Genomic DNA, 21,486 nt, shown 5'->3' with positions numbered 1-21,486 from the left:
TTCCAGGGTTGTCACGGGAAACAAGAGAGAGTATCGCTATGTATCACCTTCGGGTTCCACAAACAGAAGAAGAATTAGAGCGTTACTATCAGTTTCGCTGGGAAATGTTGCGTAAGCCCCTGCATCAACCGAAAGGTTCGGAACGCGACGCGTGGGATGCGATGGCGCATCACCAGATGGTCGTCGACGAGCAGGGTAATCTGGTGGCGGTAGGCCGACTGTATATTAATGCCGACAATGAAGCGTCCATTCGCTTTATGGCCGTTCATCCCGACGTGCAGGACAAAGGGTTAGGAACGCTGATGGCGATGACCCTTGAGTCGGTGGCGCGTCAGGAAGGCGTTAAGCGCGTGACCTGTAGTGCCCGTGAAGACGCGGTGGAGTTTTTTGCCAAACTGGGGTTTGTCAATCAAGGGGAGATCACTACCCCAACCACCACGCCGATTCGCCATTTTTTGATGATTAAACCCGTTGCCACTCTGGATGATATTTTGCATCGCGGCGACTGGTGCGCGCAGCTGCAACAGGCGTGGTACGAACATATCCCGCTAAGCGAAAAAATGGGCGTGCGCATTCAGCAATATACCGGGCAAAAATTTATCACCACCATGCCGGAAACCGGTAATCAGAATCCGCACCATACGCTGTTTGCCGGGAGTTTATTCTCACTGGCAACGCTCACCGGTTGGGGACTTATCTGGCTGATGCTGCGTGAACGCCATCTGGGCGGAACGATTATTCTGGCGGATGCGCATATTCGCTACAGCAAGCCGATTAGCGGTAAACCTCATGCGGTAGCCGACCTCGGTGCCTTAAGCGGCGATCTCGACCGTCTGGCGCGCGGGCGCAAAGCGCGGGTACAAATGCAGGTCGAAATCTTTGGCGACGAGACGCCGGGTGCAGTGTTTGAAGGCACGTATATCGTTCTGCCCGCGAAGCCATTTGGCCCCTATGAAGAGGGCGGGAACGAAGAAGAGTAGCTGATGGAGAGGGGCGGTGCTGCCTCTCTCATTCTTTCAGGTCATTTACATCAGTCTCTGACTATTCCGGTTATATTGAATAAGAACTCTATAAATTTTTATTCTTCGTTGGCACCATACGTGTCTTGCTACATCACTGTTCAGGAGCATTTAAATATTATTTGTAGAGCTGAGTGGCAATTATCGCTGATAATGCTTAATTCATCATCTTAGTTCAGGTTTGAGCGATTTTTGATAGTCAAAACCCCCTCTGGTGCAATACTTTTCTCATAAATATTTTTAAAATCTATAGCTAACAAACATTATGCAAAGATAATGGACTGGCGTCATTGTCAGTATCATTCATTTACTGCTTCTGGATGTTGTAAATAATTATGTGGCATGTTTGCTCTTAAACCGTGGGAAGGAGGCTGTAATGGTTGCCAATATTAATCTCATTAAACAAGAAAGTTATTCTGTTGTTAATTTAGAAAAACAACTAATGAGTAATGAATCACCGAAGCAAACGCTATTAAATGATTTTTCACATCGCCTTAAAATGGAAGGTGAGGAGCAACTGTGCGATTGTGTTAACGAACTTAAACTCGGGTTGTCGAGTAATAATAAATATGACCTGTTTAAAAATAAAGAAACCTCACTGTGGAAACGCAAAGTACCAGAAAGTGCAGCGCTGGCAATGACGGGAACAGTATATAAATTATTTGGTAGTCGCTTACTCAACGTCCGCAATCAGTTAGATAAAAATCTCCTCGAAATGGCTATGCAAATGGTTTATGGCAAAGATATGGTGACAAAGTCCGGGGATATATTGATTGATATACAATTAAACAAGGATGGCAGCCTCCAGAGTAAGCACTACACATTTGATGTAGGTGAAGTTATAAACAGTTATAATATTGACCTCTTTGTGAATGCTTCGAGTATTAATCAAACTTACTTACATGATAAAAATCCTGGTGACGTTATTAGCCTGTATGGCACTTTAGATAACATTCCTCTTGTAGTTAAGGAATGCACGGGTAAAAATCATCAAATTAACGTTAAAGCCAAATTGCCTCAAGAACGAAGTGAAAAAGTTGAGGATATGTGTGAAAGAATGAGAGGTGGCATCTCTATGTTTAATCACACTACAAAAACAGCTGGTAATATAGAGCATAATTTGCAGCTAAGTTTTCTCGTGGATTCACGACCGTCGATCACAAATAAATACTCAGCCAAAGATGTAGGGGAAGATATACTTGCATTGCCCGTCAACGTATATCATGCAGATTTTAAAATTAAAATCAATAATGCAGTAGAGAAGGCTTCGTCAATTGTGTTATGTGCTGTGCAAAAAAATCTCCATGCAGCAAGAAAGGTTCTTAGCGGGATAATAGGAAATGTGCCAAAAAATAATAAACCAAAAACAATCATTTTTGATTTACGTTTTCTTAGTGCAATTAAGCAGAAAGTTTTTTTGGGCAGTGAAAAACCGTTGTTTGTAAAGCATACCGCAATGATGAGGGAGGCATGTGAGGAATTACCGCAGTCAGTGGAATATGTTCCTTTAGCCTGTGAAGCGCATAGCCATCGCAGCGTCGCCCTTGCCAAAACCGTGGCTGCGCCCATCATGGCGACAGGTGTGGGCTCGGCTTTAATGTATGCAACATCATCAGGACCGTATTATGCACAAAGTCTTTCTGGTTCGCCGGATATCGAGATGATAAAAAATCGCATGGCTCAATTGTTTACCCAGTTGGATGCTTCTGTGCGCAACAAATATCGCCCGGCTTTTGATAAATGGAATGAGCTGGTAGATAAATTAAATCACGAAAGAAATACAGTTCCGTTTGCGTGTTTGACCACCATTTTAGCGACGGCGATAAATGAAACTCCTGAGGGGGATACGAATGTTGCCGTTGTGATGGGGTGTAAATCTGCGAAAGATCGCACGATATCCATTGTCCTTGGCAACTCGATGTTGCAAACACTCTTTGAAAAACGCCTCGCTGATGATGGAGAAATAGAAAATCTTGTTGATCAACAGGGATATTTTAACTGCGATTCATTAACAGCCGAAGAATTAATGATATTAAAAGACCTTTTTGATATTCGAGTTCTTCATGTCTCTAACAAATTCAATGTTGGGTTGCAAGGTAATATCAACACTGATGTTTTACAAGATTCGTTTTTTAAAAATGTCGATTTCATTCATGAATCTAGCTCGTATACCGTAGGGATGGGAGTCTGACGGGTAAAACTCATTAGGATTATCAGAATTCGGACAATGCATTGCAAAAATGACATTCAAAGAGAGATGTGTGCAGGCGCTTAGCCGCGAGGGGCATGGCGATGCCATACAGAAAGCACCAGCATTCAGAACTCCTGTGAAAGCGGCATAGTGGCCGCCTGTGCAGGAGTTTTGCTATGACCCGTATCGTGCTGACCGTTGCCACCCTATGATGCGATTAAAAAAACTCATCGTCGCGCCGATGATTGACGTCAATGCTATCGGATGATACCGGGGGTGTTCCGGAAGGAATTCCTTGTTTCCCAAACTGTTACCAACAAAATTATAACGACGAGCAAGTAAAGACCGGTTGGTGGCAGCATTGAACGGTCTGTGATGGATGTTAAATTTCACCTTAAATCCTGGTGCTGTTAGGATGCTGACGTTTTTCGGGTACACCATTCAGATTATGCAAATGAAGACCCAATCAAAAAATAAATATCCCTGAATATAATATATTTATAGCACCCATATCTCATCCTGGGCGATAACTAAACCATTTTTGATTAACAAATGAAACAACTGCAACGTTCTTATTATTTCTGGAAAACGTCTCGCAAAAACAAAACAGCATGCAAAAATCCGCTTTTTTTAAATGATTTTTCGGCGTAATTTTCGCACATACATTAATGAGTAATATATGTAAGGTATTGGTAATGGCGATGAATACGGTTTTTCTTCATTTATCAGAAGAGGCAATTAAACGGCTGAACAAGCTTAGGGGCTGGCGTAAGGTTTCACGATCTGCAATTTTACGCGAAGCGGTAGAGCAATATCTGGAACGTCAGCAATTCCCGGTGCGTAAAGCAAAGGGAGGCAGGCAAAGGGGTGAGACAGTAGTTGTTGATGATCAGTGTAAGGAGCATAAGGAATGAAAAAAAATATATTATTCTTGAATATAAAAACCAGATGCCCTTATTCTGATATTAATACAAGGTTGTTTTACTTGAACTTATAATAACTGCAACTGTTACATCGTATCTGGAAAACGCCTCGCAAAAATAAAAAATGATGCGTAAATGCGCTTTCTTTAAAGATTCGGCAAGGGTACTTTTCTCTCCATAGATTCAAAAATGATATTGGCGAGATATTTATGAACTCTCTGGCAGGTATAGATATGGGCAGAATTTTACTCAATTTATCGAATGAGTTGTTTAAGCAACTTGATGATCTCGAGGTGCAGCGTAATCTTCCTCGTGCGGAGCTATTACGGGAAGCGGTAGATCAATACCTGGTAAATCAATCGCAAACAGCAAGAGCCAGTGCTTTTGGCATCTGGCAAGGGAGTGAGGAAGATGGTGTCGAATACCAGCGTAAGCTGCGCGAGGAATGGTAATGGCAAAAATGATACCAATCAGATTGCTGACAACGAGCGCGTTGTTCATGCTGGATGCGGCGTGAACGCCTTATCCGGCCTACAAAGTCATGCAAATTCAATATATTGAAGTTTATTGGTAGGCCTGATAAGCGCAGCGCATCAGGCAATCATACGCTTGTCATCAGTGACATACCCATAACCTTATCGATGTGTTGGAGGGAAGAACGAGGCAAACAGACAATTGCGGCATGATCTTGAATGGGTAACGCGGAATACGAGAGATAGTGTCGTCACACCCTATGAGCTGTAATCCGGGCGACCTGCGCCACCCGGAAAACGTCAGAGATTACTCCCCTTCACCCGGAAACAAGAACGGGTTAATAGAACTACGGGCGTAGCCTTCTTGCTCCATTCGCGCGTCCAGTACCAGAGAGGCGAGGTCATCTGCTACGGCTTCGATTTTTGGATCTTTTTCCTGATAGAGAATTTTCAGGTAAGTGCCGCAGTCATCGCAGCTTTCGGCTTTAATCGCGGCCTGTTCGTCATCCAGCGACCAGTAATGCAGTTTGCCGCTCTGCTCGCAGTTGCTGCATTTTACGCGCACTACGTGCCATTCGGTTTCACACAGGTTGCAGTGCAGGTAACGCAGCCCCTGAGTGGTGCCAATTTGCACCATGCTGGACACCGGCATAGAGCCACATACCGGGCAATATTGACGTTGTTCGCCGTATTCAGCGCGGGCTTTGCCGGGGATCAGATTAGCCATCTGCGCCCAGTAGAGCGACAGCGCAGCCCAGATAAACGGCGCTTTATCGCTGCTGACGGACGAGAAATCAGAGGCAAACAGTGCGCTGGCCATATCTTCCAGCTCCTGAGTCGATGCCTTCTCCAGATTCTCAATCACTGCCAGCGCCGGGCCGCTCATTTCAGGTTTCAGCTCAGCAATCAGCGCCATCAGCAGCTTTTGCCAGTGCTTATCACGCGGCAGAACGTGAATATCCAGCGGGGGCTTGCCTTGTGCGCTGGCTTCTTTAATGCGCGTGGTCAGATCCATCTCCAGCGGATGGTCGTACAGCACCACTTCCTGGGCGTGGGCGATAAGCGCAGCAAAGCGCAGGTAATCACCCAGCGGATTATTTTCTGCCAGCTCGCGCAGACGCTCGGCGCGGCGGTTGTATAAATTCTTGAGCCGAGGGAACAATAACGGCGGAATCATATCCGCCGTACGTTTCTCGCTCGAACCCAGCTCATCTTGCGGGATTATGCGAATACTCATTCAGCTTTCTTTTCCGTTGTCTTGCGGACCTCACGGTACCAGCGCGGGTGATGTTTCTTCGCCCAGGCGCTGGTAACCCATCCTTCCACCATGGCGGTAATCGTGCCTTTCACCCAAAGGGCGGCGTAGATATGCACCATGATAACCACAATTAACGCCACTGCGGCAAATGAATGCAGCATTAACGCGAATCGGATCACCGGGATTGAGAAAGCAGGCGCAAAATAAGGACGCCAGATAATCACGCCGCTCACCAGCAGCAGAACCAGGAAAATAATCGCCGCCCAGAAAACGCATTTCTGACCGAAGTTATAACGCCCGGTGTCGCCTACTTCCTCGTTGACGACGATCTTACGAATATTCTTCGCCCAAAAGATATCATCCCGATTGATTAGGTTGTGATGCCAGTAACGGAAAAACATGATGATGAACGAGGCAAACATAACCACGCCGACAAACGGGTGCAGAATGCGCGCCAGCTGCGATGTGCCCATGATTTGCATCAACCAGTTGAAGGACGGGAACAAAAAGCCCAGCCCGCTCACCGCCGCCAGGATGAAGCAGAAGGCGGTGATCCAGTGGTTGATACGTTCCGGCGCGGTGTAGCGCACGATGGTGTCACGTCGTTTCATTTGCGCTCCTCGTCTTTCTCTTCGTGCAGATTATTCTCTTCCTCATCCGCACGGTTCGGACCGACACCCACGTAGTGGAAGATACTGGCTGCGAAGGTAGCCGCAAAGCCAACAGCTGCGAGCGGTTTCCAGATGCCTTTCCAGAATTTCACGGTTTCGCTGATTTCCGGGTTCTCCGGCAAGCCATGATACAGATTTGGCTTGTCAGCATGGTGCAGCACGTACATAACGTGTGTACCACCGACGCCTGCCGGATCGTACAGACCCGCATTGTCGTAACCACGGGTTTTCAGCTCCGCCACGCGCTCGCTCGCCAGCGTTTTCATCGACTCTTTCGTACCGAAGTGAATCGCGCCCGTTGGGCAGGTCTTCACGCAGGCCGGTTCTTGCCCAACCACCACGCGGTCAACGCACAACGTACATTTGTAGACGCGGTTATCTTCCGGGTTGAGGCGCGGAATGTCGAACGGACAGCCCGCAATGCAATAACCGCAGCCGATGCACTGCTCGGACTGGAAGTCGACGATACCGTTGGCATACTGAATAATTGCCCCTTCCGCCGGGCACGCTTTCAGGCAGCCTGGATCGGAACAGTGCATACAGCCGTCTTTGCGGATCAGCCATTCCAGTTTGTCGTTCTGCTCCACTTCCGAGAATCGCATCACCGTCCACGATTTGGCACTTAAATCATTGGGGTTGTCGTACACCCCAATGTTATTGCCGACGGTATCGCGAATGTCGTTCCACTCTGAACACGCCACCTGACAGGCTTTACAGCCGATACAGGTGGTGACGTCGATGAGTTTCGCCACTTCTTCCTGGAAGTCCCGCGCCTGAGGCGCGGGGGTCAGACCGTTAGTCGCGGAACGACGAATGATATCTTGCGATTGATAAGCCATATGTCGTCTCCGTTACACCTTTTCCACATTCACAAGGAAGGACTTAAACTCCGGCGTCTGCGTGTTCGCATCACCGACGAATGGCGTCAACGTATTGGCAATAAAGCCTTTTTTCGCAACACCTTCATAGCCCCAGTGAATCGGAATACCGATGGTATCGATATCTTTGCCGTTTGCTTTCAGCGTGCGAATACGTTTGGTCACTACCGCTTTGGCTTTGATATAGCCACGGTTGGAGGAGACTTTCACAGTATCGCCCTGGGCAATGCCAAGTTTATTCGCCAGCGACTCCCCGATTTCCACAAACTGCTCTGGTTGCAAAATCGCGTTCAACAGCGCGTGTTTGGTCCAGTAGTGGAAGTGCTCGGTCAGACGATAGGTGGTTCCGACATACGGGAACTTATCGGCTTTACCCAATGCTTCGGCGTCGTCTTTAAAGATTCGCGCAGCCGGGTTCGAGATAACGTTTGGATGCAGCGGGTTAGTTCCCAGCGGCGTTTCAAACGGCTCGTAGTGTTCCGGGAACGGACCTTCCGCCATCTTATCGAGGGCAAACAGACGCCCCATGCCTTCCTGCTGCATGATAAACGGCCCGACGCCACTGCCCGGAGGCGCTGCGCTGTAATCCGGAATATCCCAGCCGGTCCACTTAGTGCCGTCCCATTTCAGCAACTGACGCTTCGGATCCCATGGGTTACCCTGCGGATCTGCGGAGGCGCGGTTATACAGAATGCGGCGGTTAAGCGGCCATGCCCATGCCCAGCCCAGCGTGTTACCGAGGCCAGACGGATCGGCGTTATCACGACGCGCCATCTGGTTGCCTTCCGGCGTCCAGCTACCGGCGAAAATCCAGCAGCCACAGGAGGTTGTACCGTCATCGCGCAGTTGGGCGAACGAGCTAAGTTGTTGGCCTTTCTTGACGATAACCGCACCGGTTGCCGGATCGGTAATATCGGCCAGCGCCTTACCGTTACTCTCCATCGCCACTTCTTCTGAAGATGGCTCATGCGGAATGGCGTAGTTCCAGGTCATGTTCAGCACCTGGTCCGGGTTCGCGCCACCCTGTTCGGCATACATCTTGCGCAAGCGCAGGAAGATACCGGAGAGGATCTCGCCGTCAGTCAGCGCAATCCCCGGGGCGTCCGCACCTTTCCAGTGCCACTGCAACCAGCGGCCAGAGTTGACGATTGAACCGTTCTCTTCCGCGAAGCAGGTCGATGGCAGACGGAACACTTCGGTCTGGATCTTCGACGAGTCAACTTCGTTCAGTTCACCGTGGTTCTGCCAGAAGTTAGAGGTTTCAGTGTTCAGCGGGTCGATGGTCACGAGGAACTTCAGTTTCGACAGACAGCCGATCACTTTGTTTTTGTTCGGGAATGAGGCAACAGGGTTAAAGCCCTGGCAGATATAGCCATTGACCTTGCCCTCTTTCATCATCTCGAAGTATTGCAGGACGTCGTAGCCTTTATCCCACTTCGGCAACCAGTCAAAGCCCCAGTTATTTTCCGCCGTCGCTTTATCACCAAAGAAGGCCTTCATCATGGAGACGAAGAATTTCGGGTAATTGCCCCAGTAGTTAACCTGGCCTTCCAGCAGTGGTTTCGGCGTGTTGGCGGTAAGGTAAGTTTGCAGATCGGTCTGCTTCTCGCTTGGCAACGTCATGTAACCTGGCAGACTCTGCGACAGCAGCCCCAGGTCGGTCAGCCCCTGAATATTGGAGTGACCGCGCAGGGCGTTAACGCCGCCGCCTGCCATCCCCATGTTGCCGAGCAGCAGCTGGATCATCGCCATCGTACGAATGTTTTGCGCACCAATGGAGTGTTGCGTCCAGCCGAGCGCGTAAAGGAACGAGGCAGTTTTATCGTGAGCACTGGTCTCTGCGATGTATTCGCAGACTTTCAGGAACGCGTCTTTCGGCGTACCACAGATGTTTTCAACCACATCTGGCGTATAACGGGAAACGTGCTGTTTCAGCAAGTTCCACACGCAGCGCGGATGTTGCAGCGTGGTATCGCGTTTGGCGAAGCCGTTTTCGTCCAGCTCGTAGGTCCAGCTGGATTTATCGTACTTGCGTTTTTCCGCGTCGTAGCCGGTGAACAGGCCATCTTCAAAGCCGTAATCCTCACGCACGATCAGGCTGGCGTTGGTATAGGCTTCGGTGTATTCGCGGTTGAATTTTTCATTGTTCAGCAGGTACAGCAATACGCCTGACAGGAAAGCAATGTCAGTCCCGGAACGAATAGGGGCATAGTAGTCAGCCACCGCCGCCGTACGTGTAAAGCGAGGATCGATCACAATCAGCTTCGCGCCGTTGTGAATTTTGGCTTCCATCGCCCAGCGGAACCCGACCGGGTGAGCTTCAGCGGCGTTACCGCCCATCACCACGACGAGGTTGGCATTCTTGATGTCGACCCAGTGGTTGGTCATCGCACCGCGACCAAATGTTGGAGCAAGACTTGCTACCGTTGGTCCGTGTCAGACACGCGCCTGGTTGTCGACCGCGAGCATACCCAGCGCGCGGGAGAATTTTTGTGTTAAATAGCCGGTTTCGTTGCTCGACGCGGAAGCACACAGCATCCCGGTGGAGAGCCAGCGGTTAACAGTCACGCCTTCGGCGTTTTGCGCAATGTAGTTCGCATCGCGGTCTTCTTTCATCAGTTTGGCGATGCGATCAAACGCCTCTTCCCAACTGATTTGTTGCCATTTATCAGAACCTGGCGCACGGTATTCCGGAAACTTCAGGCGGCTTTCGGAGTGGATGAAATCCACCAGGCCAGCGCCTTTCGGACAAAGTGCTCCGCGGTTGACCGGGTGATCCGGGTCACCTTCGATATGGAAGATAGATGCTTTGGCGTTTTTTGCTCCGTCACCGAGGCTGTACATCAACAGCCCACAGCCTACGGAACAATAGGTGCAGGTATTACGGGTTTCGCGGGTGCGCAGCAGTTTATACTGCCGGGTTTCCGCGAGTGCTACGCTGGGTGCAAAACCCAGTGCCGCTGCCGTGGTGCCTGCCATACCGCCAGCGCAGATCTTAAAGAACTGCCTTCTGCTGACCTGCATGGATTGCTCCTTGTTTCGACATTGTCACGTCCCATTTACATTCGCTTGCTGCGTGTGCAGGGAGTGGGAGTTATTTTTCTTTGCGGAAGGGGCCGCAAAGGTCCAGAATTGGCTCAATTTCCCTCCATCCAGGAAGGGTTTGTAACAGAATACCATAATGTTGGTGTGTGTGTTCTTATCTGGTTAAGAGAAAGTGAAAAAAACACAGCAAAAAGAAATCGAAAATGTGACAAGTGTCACAGGTGTTCGTCAAATTGAGTTATGGCGGCGTGATGATTTACAACACCCACGGTTAGATGAGGTGGCGGAAGAGGTTCCCGTTGCGCTGGTCTACAACGGCATTTCGCATGTAGTGATGATGGCGTCACCCAAAGACCTTGAGTACTTTGCGCTCGGTTTTTCGCTTTCCGAGGGGATTATCGAAAGTCCGCGCGATATCTTCGGTATGGATGTCGTTCCTTCCTGTAATGGTCTGGAAGTGCAAATTGAGCTTTCCAGCCGCCGCTTTATGGGGTTGAAGGAGCGTCGCCGGGCACTGGCGGGACGTACGGGATGTGGCGTGTGCGGCGTGGAGCAACTTAATGACATCGGAAAACCGGTGCAGCCGCTACCGTTCACCCAGACGTTTGATCTCAACAAACTGGATGATGCATTACGTCATCTCAATGATTTTCAGCCAGTGGGGCAACTGACCGGTTGTACTCACGCCGCCGCCTGGATGTTGCCATCTGGCGAACTGGTCGGCGGGCATGAAGACGTGGGTCGCCATGTGGCGCTGGACAAACTGTTAGGCCGCCGGTCACAAGAAGGGGAAAGCTGGCAGCAAGGTGCGGTGCTGGTTTCCAGCCGTGCCAGTTATGAAATGGTGCAAAAGTCAGCGATGTGCGGCGTAGAGATTTTGTTTGCGGTGTCTGCCGCGACCACGCTTGCTGTAGAAGTGGCTGAGCGCTGTAATCTGACACTGGTAGGTTTTTGTAAACCGGGTCGGGCAACGGTTTATACCCATCCGCAGCGTTTGATTCATAATTAAAGAAATACCGCAATTCTGATTCTGGATTGCGGTTTTATTTTTCTATTAAATAATCCTCAATATATTATTCAGCATTCAAATAATAATTTCACCACAAGAAATTATCTCGTTAACTCCGGGTTATATCGATATACTCCAGTCGCATTAATCCTTTAAGAATTAATCATTATTTATATAAGACATTTTGTTTTAATCATCGCGTCAATAAATAAATGTTTCCGATGAGTGAATGAAATAACAAACCTTGCACCGGTTGTAAAAACAGCGATGTATTTTCAATAGTAGGTGATGGATTATGAGTATTGAAAAATGAGTACATTACAGTTACCTGGTAGTTCATATTCTACAGAAGTTAATTTAAACGGCTTAATTGAGGTGCTCAGTAAGCATCTTTACTCCACTCCCGTGGTTGCCGTGCGCGAGCTGGTGCAGAACGGCCATGATGCGATCGTTCGCCGCAGGATTGAGCAGCCCGATGCACCAAAGGATAACGCGATTCGTGTGGTGGCAGACGTGGCGAAGTCCACTATCACTATTAGCGATACTGGCGCTGGACTGACAGAAAGTGAAATTCACGGCTTCCTGGCGACAGTAGGCGTGGGTTATACCCGAATGTTGCGCCAGCAGGATGACAACACCGGTTTAATTGGTATGTTCGGCCTCGGTTTTTTGTCGGCCTTTGTGTTGGCGAAAGAGGTCACGGTGTTGACCACATCCTGGCAAACGCCGGATCAGAGCTGGAAATACCACTCTACCGACGGGCAAAAATATACCGTTACGCCGCATCAGTCCTCGGAAACGGGTACGCAGGTGATTCTGACGCTCAAAGAAGAGTACAGCCATCTGGCGAGTAACAATTTGCTGAACCGCGTTCTTTCCCGCTACTGTATATTGCTGCACGAACCGGTCTATGTCGGCGATGCCAGCGAGCCGGTAAATAAACTTCAACCACCGTGGCGTGAAGTTGCCCCCGAAGGCGTAACCATGCACCGCGCGCTGGTACAGCGTAAAAATCTCGCCTTTGCCGCCCAGTTTGAATCCTCCTTCGAACCGATTTGCACCATTCCGGTGGTGCCCGTGGGGATGAGCGACGCGGTTGGGATTTTATGGATTCAGGATGGCGCAACCTACGGCACCAGCGATAACCGCAACCTGTCGCTGTTTTTGCGCGGTATGTTACTGGATGATGAAGCGCGTGAGTTGTTACCTCCCTGGGCCGGATTTATTGGCGGCGTGATTGAGTCATCGAAACTAACGCCTACGGCGAGCCGGGAAGATCTCCAGCGGGACGAAACCTGGGTTGCGGTGCAGGAGGCGTTAAAAGAGGCGCTGATTTCTGGTTTGTCCGATCTCGCACAAAATCAGCCAGAAATCTGGCGGCGTGTATTAATGCGCCACAACGAAGCGTTGCTCGGTGCGGCATTATGTGATGACCGTCTGTTTGATTTGCTCAAAGATCGCTTGCAGGTGCCAACGTCAAAAGGGGCGTTGCTGGCGAAGGATTTACGCGTTAATAACAGCATTCATATTCTGTTAAGCCGCGACGGCGGTTTTGAAGAGATGTTGTTCCACATTCTGCAACGGCCCGTTGCCCGTGGCGATCGCTATGCCGTCGTGCCATTTTTACGTCGCTGGGCGCTGTTATATCACTGCCGGATTGTCGAAGTCGGTACGCAAACAGGTAATGAGCAGTTGTTCAGCCTGGCGGAATTACCCGAAGAGCAGGTAGCTTATCTGGAAGAGCATCTCTGCGATGGCGAGCAATTAATTATCTCCCGCTTCGAACCCGCCGTTTTACCGTTAGTGGTTACGCCAGACCGCGAAGCAGAATTAAAACAAATTCTCGAACAGGATGACGCAGATAAACGCATCAGCACCGCAGCGTTAATGCTGGCGCGGCAATTTACTTCACAAATCCAAAAAACGAAAACCTCAAGTTTATACATCAACCTTAATAACCCTTGCATCATGCAACTGGTGACGGCATTACAACACCAGCAACAGCCCGCAGCGGCATTACGCTTATTAAAATCGCTGAAAGTGATTTTGTGCTCCAGCGGTAATAAAGAACAGCAGTGGGATTTACACCAGGCACTGGAAGATTTTACTCAGGTTATTCCTGTCTTAATTAATCAAGGAAAATAAAATGGATATATGGGAGTGGTATCACAAATATACTAAGGAGTTACGCGATGCCGGGCAGGAGTATATTCCGCAACTTATCGATGATTATTCGGAAGGCGTTATGCACCTGCAAATGGAAAAGTGCGATTCGCTGTTACCTGAAGTAAAAGCACTTACCCAGGTGGCAAAAAATCCGTGGCTGGAAATATTTATTGGTCACTGGGAAATGCGTCATCGCCTGACTAACTATGAAGAAGGTGAAAAGGTGCTGCCAGACGTGGTAGCGCTGTTTGAAAAAGCGCACCGGGAAGAGACAAAAGATTGCCCACAATCTATCTGCGTTACCCAGGATTTATCCGCCTGCTACGAAAATATTGATGCACCTGGCTGGGCGAATGAACGTATGGCGGTATGTGAAGAAACCATCGCGCGGATTGATCCGACCTGGAGCTGTTTTCAGTGTTTGTCCACTGAATATGCCAGTGCACTGATAGATTCCAAAAGAATAGAGGAGGCACTGGCTTATCTGGATCGACAAATCGACGCAGTTAAAGCAGCCGGGGAAGATGATATTGATGCATTACTTTATACTCGTGCCGATATTCTGATTGAACTTCAGCGTTATGATGAAGCACGCATACTGATTGATGAGCTGACAGAAGCCAATGATTACTGGGGCCGCGACCGCATTAGTAATCACCTCAAAAAACTGTACATCATGGCGTTATGCGGGCAGGACGAAGAAGTCTGGGAGGAATTACCGCGTTGGTCAGATCTGACTCCCCATTCATGGGGGTCATGGCTGAAAATCATTACTGTGTTACTTCCCCGTCATCCACAAAGAAACAACTGGCAACTGGCGCGCATCATCCAAAAAATGCTGGAGCACCGCTCGCAGGCCGGAGCGCACCGCAAAGTGGTTGATCTGGCGAAACTGCAAATTACCCTGGCGCTGGAGCGTGAATCCGTCTGGGTTGCCAAAATAGCGATGAAACTGGCCCAGCGACACATGCCAAAATTACGCGTGTTACTGGGGGTTGATCGTGAGTTTCTCGAACTGAGTGAAAAAATCGCCGCCAAAGAAGCAGAGTTGCTTGCTCGTCCGGTTGTAGAAGTACCTGAAAATAGCGATGAAGAAACGCAGCCAGATCCAGAAAAAGACGTCGAAACATTCCGCCGCGCTTACCTGAACGCGCCAGATGATGCGGAATTGCTGGGCAAACTGGTCAATGCGTTAAACGCCTGTAATGCGATTGATGAGTCGATTGAACTTCTGCAACGCTACGTCGAAAGCCACATCCAGGAAGATAATGGTCTTTGCTTCGATCTGTTGGATTTATTGCTCCACCGTGACGATCTGCAAACCATTGAGCACCTGGCGAAGCAGTATGAACAGGCGGGGCTGCTACATATGGCCTTGTGGTTCCGTGCGCGAGTGATCAACCAACAGGAAGACTGGAGTGAACTCGAGTCGATTGGGCACCAGTTGCTGCAAAACGAAAAAGGGCGTGAGTGGATCGGCGTTTATCGCATGTGCTCCTGGGCAGCACAAAAACAGGAAGCCTGGGATCGACAGCTGGATTATTTACAACAATTGCAGCAACTGATGATTAGCCGTGAAGAAGATATTCGTAATATCCAGTGGGATATCATGGCGACCGCCAGCATCCTGCAACAATGGGATTTGGTTCGTGCTATTGCAGCTGAACTGGAAATCGAACTTACGGAAGGTGAAGGTTTTATCGACGAAAAATGGGGACTGCTAAACATTCGCTTCCGGGAAAATTATGAATACCGCTATTACTATGCTCAACGTATTGGGCCGGTAACAGCAAGGATCATTGAGCCAACTTACCGGACCGATTATCCGCAACATGTTGATGAAGTTGTGGTATTCGATGCGGAAATATTGAACACCCAACCAGAGGATGAGGAAGAACGGAAGAATTTCACGCCACTTTATGCCTGCCTGCAAACCATTATCCCGACTGAGTACGGCGAGTCCTGGTTCTGCGAAGGTGTCATGCCTGGTGAAGAACAGTTTAATGCCTTCCGTGAGGCGCTCCGTGAACGAAACTGGTACTACTGGAGCAACAGTAACGAGGACTATACGTTAACGGACAGCCAGCAGGGAGAAGATGCACAGCCGCTGCCCGCGTTCTACTTTGTTATCAGCGCGCCGCGTTCAGTTTCTAAAGGTGATATCGATAAGACCTTGCACGAATTGACCGCTGACTGGGAACATCCGTTGTGCTGGTGGCGTCTTGCCAAAGAAGCCGGGGCGAATGAAGAGAAGCATGCTGCTATTTCTGAACGTTATGGAATGTAGGTGAGAGTTTATATCCTGCGCCAGTGGTAGAGCGGGTAATTAAAATCGCTTCCTGCGATTTATATTTTAAGTCGCAGGAATTATTCGGAGTGTGAATGATTTCGGTTTGTTTATAAGCAAAATGTGTATAGTGACGGATCATTTTTTCATTTAAAATATTATCTCTCTTATCTAAATATTTATAAGGCAATTAAATGAAAAGGAATTTATTATCTTCCGCTATTATAGTCGCCATCATGGCCCTCGGTCTCACGGGTTGTGATGATAAAAAAGCCGAAACAGAAACGCCCCCGCCTGCCAATAGTCAACCTGCCGCACCAGCTCCTGAAGCGAAACCTGCTGAAGCTCCCGTTGCAAAAGCAGAAGTTAAACCTGAAACTCCTGCCCAACCGGTGGTCGATGAACAAGCGGTTTTCGACGAAAAAATGGATGTCTATATCAAGTGCTACAACAAGTTACAGATCCCGGTACAGCGCAGTCTGGCGCGTTATGCTGACTGGCTGAAAGATTTTAAACAGGGGCCTACCGGTAAAGAGAGTACTGTTTATGGCATCTACGGCTTTAGTGAATCCAGCCTCGCTGAGTGTGAAAAAGGCGTAAAAAGTGCTGTGGCGTTAACGCCTGCGCTGCAACCTATTGATGGCGTAGCGGTGAGTTATATCGATGCTGCCGTGGCGTTGGGTAATACCATTAACGAAATGGATAAATATTACACCCAGGAAAATTATAAAGACGATGCGTTTGCGAAAGGGAAAACGCTGCACCAGACATTCTTAAAAAATCTGGAAGCCTTTGAACCTGTAGCCGAATCTTATCATGCGGCGATCCAGGAAATTAATGATAAGCGTCAGCTTGCGGAACTGAAAAATATTGAAGAAAGAGAAGGGAAAACATTCCACTACTATTCTCTGGCAGTCATGATTTCAGCGAAACAAATTAATAACCTGATATCGCAAGAGAAGTTTGATGTTGATGCGGCAATGAAGAAAGTGTCTGAACTGGAAACGCTGGTGGCGCAGGCCAAAGAAGCGGATAAAGGCGGTATGAATTTCTCGTTCATTAATTCGGCAGACCAGTATCAACTCGAGGCTAAAAAATATGTTCGCCGCGTCAGAGATAAAGTTCCGTATTCTGACTGGGATAAAGAGCAACTTCAGGATGCAAACACAAGCTGGATGGTCGACGACTCATTTCCACGAGCGTTACGCGAGTACAACGAAATGGTCGATGACTATAATAGCTTGCGTTAAACGTTTTTGATTTTGGTGATAAATGCAGTGTCGGATGCGGCGCATCCGACACAGTTCACCCCTTGTGAAGTAACTCCATAAATGCCTCATATCCTGTTAACCCGGCAATAACCTCTGCCGGATGCTGGCACAATACGCTTGCCAGATAGCTAAATATTTTTAGCTCATGACGCGCATCGGCGGCGGCACAGGCGATCAGTACATGGTTAACTACTTCGTTATTCACCTCAACCGGTTGGGCGAGGGTAATAAAAAATCCACGAAAACGTCGCTCCTGTTCGCTCCAGCAATGTGGGATGGCGAGGCGATTAACAATCAGGTTTTCACCTTCGCCTTCGCGGGCGATGATCCGTTGCGCTTCATCGGCGGTAATATGGTGTTGTGCGACTAATTGAGCACAAATTTGCCGGGTAATATGTTGCCAGCTTTCACCGCGTACATTCGAATAATGAAAACTTCCGGGGGCAGAGAAAAAACGCTCCGGTTGCTGGCGAATAAATGCCGTCGCCAGAAAATGTTTTATTTGTTCGATACCGGCAGCCGTAATGATATTTTTTACGGTGATGTAATTATTTACCGCGTCATCCAGTAAATAATGGCTGTTGTTAATGATCAATAACGGCTCAATCTCTTCGCGAATGGCAACAAGTTCGCTTAAGCTACGGGCAATAATCACCCGACAATGTAAAACATCGCGCTCAATGGCGAGCTGATTAATGGTGGCAATCGCGTTCTGGTCCGAGAGCAAAATGATCGGCTGGCGTTCGTTTTGATGCCGTTCCAGCGCACAGGCAAAATACAAACCGATCAGATCGCTGTCGAAAAGGGGAATATCGAGCTGTTCACGCAGTAGCGTAATAAAGTGCAGACTCATATCAAAGGCCGCAGGCCAGGCGGCTTTCAGGTTATTCATGCTGCTTTGGCGGTGCTCGGCAATCCACACCGGTGCGGCAAGGCAACGTAATAAATGCCCGGTAATATTCTCAACCAACTGCGTATCAATAATATTCAATGACGCGATGCCTGGCACCCTTTGCAGCAACCCCAGCACATGATCGGCAGAAATTACCTGCGCTTGCTGATGCTGTTTCTCTATCAAACCTGTCAGGGTTCTTACAGCGTTATCACCAAGAAACAGGCCGCTCTGTTCAACGATTTGTTTTATCTCGTCACCGGGATATTGCGGCCACTCATCGGTCAGTTGATTACGCAGGGCGTAAATCGCCAGAATCAGGCTTGAGAGATAGTCGCCTTGCATCAGCGGCCAGCGACGTTGCTTTTCGCAGGCGGTGGTTAATTGTTGAAAATTGTCTTGTGTTACGCCCGACAGCGGAATTAAAAACGGATCTTTGCGTAAAAGATTCGCCAGCAAAATAATGCGTTTCTCTTCTGTCTCATCAATGAAATGGCCCAAACCAGGGCGACTAGCGAGACAAAAACCGCGTTCATAGCGCTGTTTCAGGCGGGGCAGGCGCTCTGCTACCCACGTTTCTGGCAAATTAAGCGCCGAGGCGAGTTGCGCACGGGGAGTGAAGGTATTCAGTAATAACAGCGCCAGCAGCCGATCGTCGTTATCGTGCTTTTGCAGCAACTGAAAAAAGCTGCGGCGCTCGAAGATTTCCAGCTGATAGCCCGCGTTGCCACTGGCGGAAATGCGGGCTTTGCCGTTAAGGGTAAAGTTGAGATAGTCAATATCACGCAGGATGGTCCTGCCGGAAACGCCAGTCTGTTGCGCCAGCTCGCCAGGCGTGCGTGGCTGTTGCTCCAGCAGATCGACAATCTTTAACTGGCGTTCGTTTAGCATTAATCCACCTGACGGAACTGGCTAAACGCGTTGACTTTCTCCGCGGTTAAGGTGGTCAGAAAATCCCTTATCAACGTGAGCAGAGCATCGTAATCGGCTTTTGAAATCATACCGCTATTGGCGTGCAGATAACGCGTTGGCAGACACAGCGCGACAACTGGACGCCCGCCGCCCATCACGTTGTAGCGCCCGCCATCCGTCGCTCCGGTTTTCATGGTGGAACATTGCAGCGGTAAATCGTTATGTGCGGCACAGTTTTTTAACGCCGCCACCAGTTTCTGGTTGGGGAAGTAGCGCTTGTCAAACAGCATCAGCCCCGGCCCCTGGCCCAGTTTCAGCGGGTATTTAATGTTATCAATGCCCGGAACATCGCCCGCGACGGCGGTATCCAGCACGATCACCACATCCGGTTTAATGTGTTCAGCCGAGGTTTGTGCCCCGCGTAGCCCAACTTCTTCTTCCACACTGCCAACGCCATAAAGCGTAATTTCGGGGTTATTTACTGTCTGTAGTAGCTCGGCCATCATTGCGCAGCCGATGCGGTTATCCAACGCCTTGCCGACCACTTTATCTTCGCCCCAGCAGGCAAAATTGGCTTCCGGGCTAATAAAATTGCCAATTTCCACGCCGCGTTTTTCCACCTCTTCGCGACTGTTCGCGCCAATATCAATGAACATCTCATCAAATGACAGCGGTTGTTGCTTTTGCTTTTCGGTTAACGCATGTGGGGCGACGGAGCCAATTACACCAGGGATTTTCACTCCCTTGTGTGTCCGTATGGTTACCCGGTGGTTGAGCATCGACTGATTCCACCAGCCGCCAATGGTGGTAAAACGCAGAAAACCGCTCTTGTCGATGTGGGTGACCATAAAGCCGACTTCATCCATATGCCCGACAACAGCAACTTTTGGCCCTTTATTCCCCTTACGGGCAACAAAGCTGCCCAGACCATCAAAGGTGATCTCATTAACGCAAGGTTCCAGCGTGTTTATCAGAATGTCGCGAACTTCCTGTTCATCGCCGCTGACGGCGCTGGCTTCGCACAACTGTTGCAGCAACTCAATGTTCATGGACAAGCTCCTGTTGCGCAGCTTTGGCTTTGCGGCGTAACCATAATCCTTTCAGGACGATAATGAATGAAATGTTCAGCGCGAGGCCAATCGCCAGCACCAGGTAAAACGAACCTACCGGCGACATCAGGCCGATCAGCGGGTCAAAGATACCCAAACCAGGTGCCAGTCGTTTGATTCCGAAAGCGATCACCAGCACGCCGGTAATGCCGCCCGCCAGCGTATTGGCGGTGATCATTGGCAGTGGTGCCGCCAGAGCGTAAGGAATAGCCGGTTCGGTCGCGACCGTGGCACCGACCACAATGGCGCTACTGGCGGCTTCTTTTTCCTGTTGAGTAAACAGTTTGGGCGCAATGAACGTCGCAAGACCCGCCGCGACAGGCGGCATCAGCGCGACAACGCCGACGATGGCGTACCAGTCGTAAATGTGTTTTTCCAGCAGAGAGAAGCAGAAGAACCAGGCGGTTTTGTTGATGGGGCCGCCCATATCGAATGCCAGCATCGCACCAACCAGAAACGCCGCCGCAAACTTCATTGACGGAGGAATGGTGTTCAGGAAGTGCAGCAACCCGCCCATGAGGTCGGACATCACCGGTCCGATAACGTAGTAAGTCAGTACGCCAAAAACCAGCAGAGTAACGAACGGGATCAGCATGGAACCGAGCAGCGGTTGTAATGCTTTGCCAAGGCGCACTTTACGGAACCAGAAGACGAAATAGCCAATCGCCAGCCCCAGCACCACCGCACCGAGGAAGCCCGCGCCAGACTGGGTGCCGAGCAGGGCTTTGTCATTCGCCAGATAGCAAACCAGAAACGCCGGAGCGAAAGCCGGTTTATCGGCAATCGACGAGGCAATATAAGCGCCCATGATGGGGATCATAAAGGTGAAGCCGAGATAACCGATGGATTCCACCACCCAGGTAAACGACGGCGCGCCTTTCGACATATCGGTATACGGCAAACCGAACTGCACCAGCATGTTGGCAAGCGCCACCAGGATACCGCCACCGATGACAAACGGCAGCGCCGCAGAAACACCCGCCATCAGATGGCTCATTACGCTGCCACTTTGCACTTCCTGTTTGCCGAGCTTCACGCCGCTATCTGCGGCAAAAAGCTGCGAGTTTGTCGGTAATTCACTGAAAATCTGGTCGATATTTTTCAGCGCCTGGGAGATGGCAATCTCATAAACCTTTTTCCCGGCAAATCGCGCGCGATCATCACCGCTCAGGCCACGCCCGGTAGCGAGAATCACGTAATCGGCAGCGGCAATCTCTTCGCTGGATAAGCGGTTTTCGATGCCGCTTGATCCTTGAGTTTCAACTTTAATGGTATGACCGAGAGAACGGGCTTTCTGTTCCAGGGCTTCCGCCACCATGTAGGTGTGAGCGATCCCGGCGGGGCAGTTGGTGATCGCGACAATACGTAAGGATGACTCCATC

General features: G+C 49.5%; 15 protein-coding genes and 1 pseudogene. 9 read left to right on the top strand and 7 right to left on the bottom strand.

The annotated features are described in order from the left end of the window. Positions 1-38 precede the first annotated feature (38 nt). From fabY to ACJHWR_RS15655, 5 genes and pseudogenes are all read left to right on the top strand, one after another. Positions 39-980, top strand: coding sequence for a fatty acid biosynthesis protein FabY (gene fabY / locus ACJHWR_RS15675; protein WP_001297068.1), 942 nt, complete (start codon positions 39-41; stop codon positions 978-980). Positions 981-1,395: 415 nt separating this feature from the next. After that, a pseudogene (locus ACJHWR_RS15670) lies at positions 1,396-2,283 on the top strand (hypothetical protein); the annotation flags it as partial. A 12-nt stretch (positions 2,284-2,295) separates the two neighbouring features. Further along, the gene (locus tag ACJHWR_RS15665) at positions 2,296-3,210 is read left to right on the top strand and encodes a transposase (protein WP_072649161.1); all 915 of its coding nucleotides are present in this window, start codon (positions 2,296-2,298) and stop codon (positions 3,208-3,210) included. A 695-nt stretch (positions 3,211-3,905) separates the two neighbouring features. Next, on the top strand, positions 3,906-4,124 hold the full coding sequence (locus tag ACJHWR_RS15660) for a CopG family transcriptional regulator (protein WP_001298592.1): 219 nt from the start codon (positions 3,906-3,908) through the stop codon (positions 4,122-4,124). 218 nt (positions 4,125-4,342) lie between these two features. Continuing rightward, positions 4,343-4,585 carry a CopG family transcriptional regulator gene (locus ACJHWR_RS15655; RefSeq protein WP_001309881.1) on the top strand — a complete coding sequence of 81 codons (243 nt, stop codon included), beginning with the start codon at positions 4,343-4,345 and terminating at the stop codon, positions 4,583-4,585. Between the two features lie 328 nt (positions 4,586-4,913). On the opposite strand, the gene fdhE is transcribed toward ACJHWR_RS15655, so the two are convergent. The 4 genes from fdhE to fdnG are packed head-to-tail and all read right to left on the bottom strand — an operon-like array spanning position 4,914 to position 10,437. Continuing rightward, a complete protein-coding gene (gene fdhE, locus ACJHWR_RS15650; protein WP_000027718.1) occupies positions 4,914-5,843 on the bottom strand; it encodes a formate dehydrogenase accessory protein FdhE in 930 nt (309 codons plus the stop codon). Beyond that, positions 5,840-6,475, bottom strand: a complete 636-nt coding sequence (gene fdoI / locus ACJHWR_RS15645; protein WP_000829018.1) for a formate dehydrogenase cytochrome b556 subunit — start codon at positions 6,473-6,475, stop codon at positions 5,840-5,842. The genes fdhE and fdoI overlap by 4 nt, the downstream gene beginning before the upstream one ends. Next, positions 6,472-7,374, bottom strand: coding sequence for a formate dehydrogenase O subunit beta (gene fdoH, locus ACJHWR_RS15640; protein ID WP_000331377.1), 903 nt, complete (start codon positions 7,372-7,374; stop codon positions 6,472-6,474). The genes fdoI and fdoH overlap by 4 nt, the downstream gene beginning before the upstream one ends. Positions 7,375-7,386: 12 nt before the next feature. After that, positions 7,387-10,437 carry a formate dehydrogenase-N subunit alpha gene (gene fdnG / locus ACJHWR_RS15635; protein ID WP_012311905.1) on the bottom strand — a complete coding sequence of 1,017 codons (3,051 nt, stop codon included), beginning with the start codon at positions 10,435-10,437 and terminating at the stop codon, positions 7,387-7,389. A 193-nt stretch (positions 10,438-10,630) separates the two neighbouring features. Here fdnG and fdhD point away from each other — a divergent pair, with 193 nt between their 5' ends. From fdhD to ACJHWR_RS15615, 4 genes are all read left to right on the top strand, one after another. After that, the gene (fdhD, locus tag ACJHWR_RS15630; protein ID WP_000753600.1) at positions 10,631-11,467 is read left to right on the top strand and encodes a formate dehydrogenase accessory sulfurtransferase FdhD; all 837 of its coding nucleotides are present in this window, start codon (positions 10,631-10,633) and stop codon (positions 11,465-11,467) included. 309 nt (positions 11,468-11,776) lie between these two features. After that, on the top strand, positions 11,777-13,612 hold the full coding sequence (locus ACJHWR_RS15625; RefSeq protein WP_000105771.1) for an ATP-binding protein: 1,836 nt from the start codon (positions 11,777-11,779) through the stop codon (positions 13,610-13,612). Position 13,613: 1 nt separating this feature from the next. After that, entirely contained in the window at positions 13,614-15,920 is a 2,307-nt protein-coding gene (locus ACJHWR_RS15620; protein ID WP_000355938.1) for a hypothetical protein, read from the top strand. A gap of 194 nt (positions 15,921-16,114) precedes the next feature. Beyond that, a complete protein-coding gene (locus ACJHWR_RS15615; protein WP_012311904.1) occupies positions 16,115-17,170 on the top strand; it encodes a YiiG family protein in 1,056 nt (351 codons plus the stop codon). A 55-nt stretch (positions 17,171-17,225) separates the two neighbouring features. On the opposite strand, the gene ACJHWR_RS15610 is transcribed toward ACJHWR_RS15615, so the two are convergent. The 3 genes from ACJHWR_RS15610 to ACJHWR_RS15600 are packed head-to-tail and all read right to left on the bottom strand — an operon-like array spanning position 17,226 to position 21,485. Next, positions 17,226-18,974, bottom strand: a complete 1,749-nt coding sequence (locus ACJHWR_RS15610; protein WP_410226704.1) for a putative frv operon regulatory protein — start codon at positions 18,972-18,974, stop codon at positions 17,226-17,228. Continuing rightward, positions 18,974-20,044, bottom strand: coding sequence for an aminopeptidase (locus ACJHWR_RS15605; RefSeq protein ID WP_001019502.1), 1,071 nt, complete (start codon positions 20,042-20,044; stop codon positions 18,974-18,976). Before ACJHWR_RS15605 ends, ACJHWR_RS15610 begins: the two co-directional genes overlap by 1 nt. Next, entirely contained in the window at positions 20,034-21,485 is a 1,452-nt protein-coding gene (locus tag ACJHWR_RS15600; RefSeq protein WP_000446000.1) for a PTS fructose-like transporter subunit IIBC, read from the bottom strand. The genes ACJHWR_RS15605 and ACJHWR_RS15600 overlap by 11 nt, the downstream gene beginning before the upstream one ends. Position 21,486: the final 1 nt, after the last annotated feature.

This window comes from Escherichia sp. WS568 (assembly GCF_046486085.1).
GTDB classification, from domain to species: domain Bacteria; phylum Pseudomonadota; class Gammaproteobacteria; order Enterobacterales; family Enterobacteriaceae; genus Escherichia; species Escherichia coli.
The sequence above is the reverse complement of the archived record's forward strand: the minus strand, read 5'-3'. Positions and strand labels throughout refer to the sequence as shown.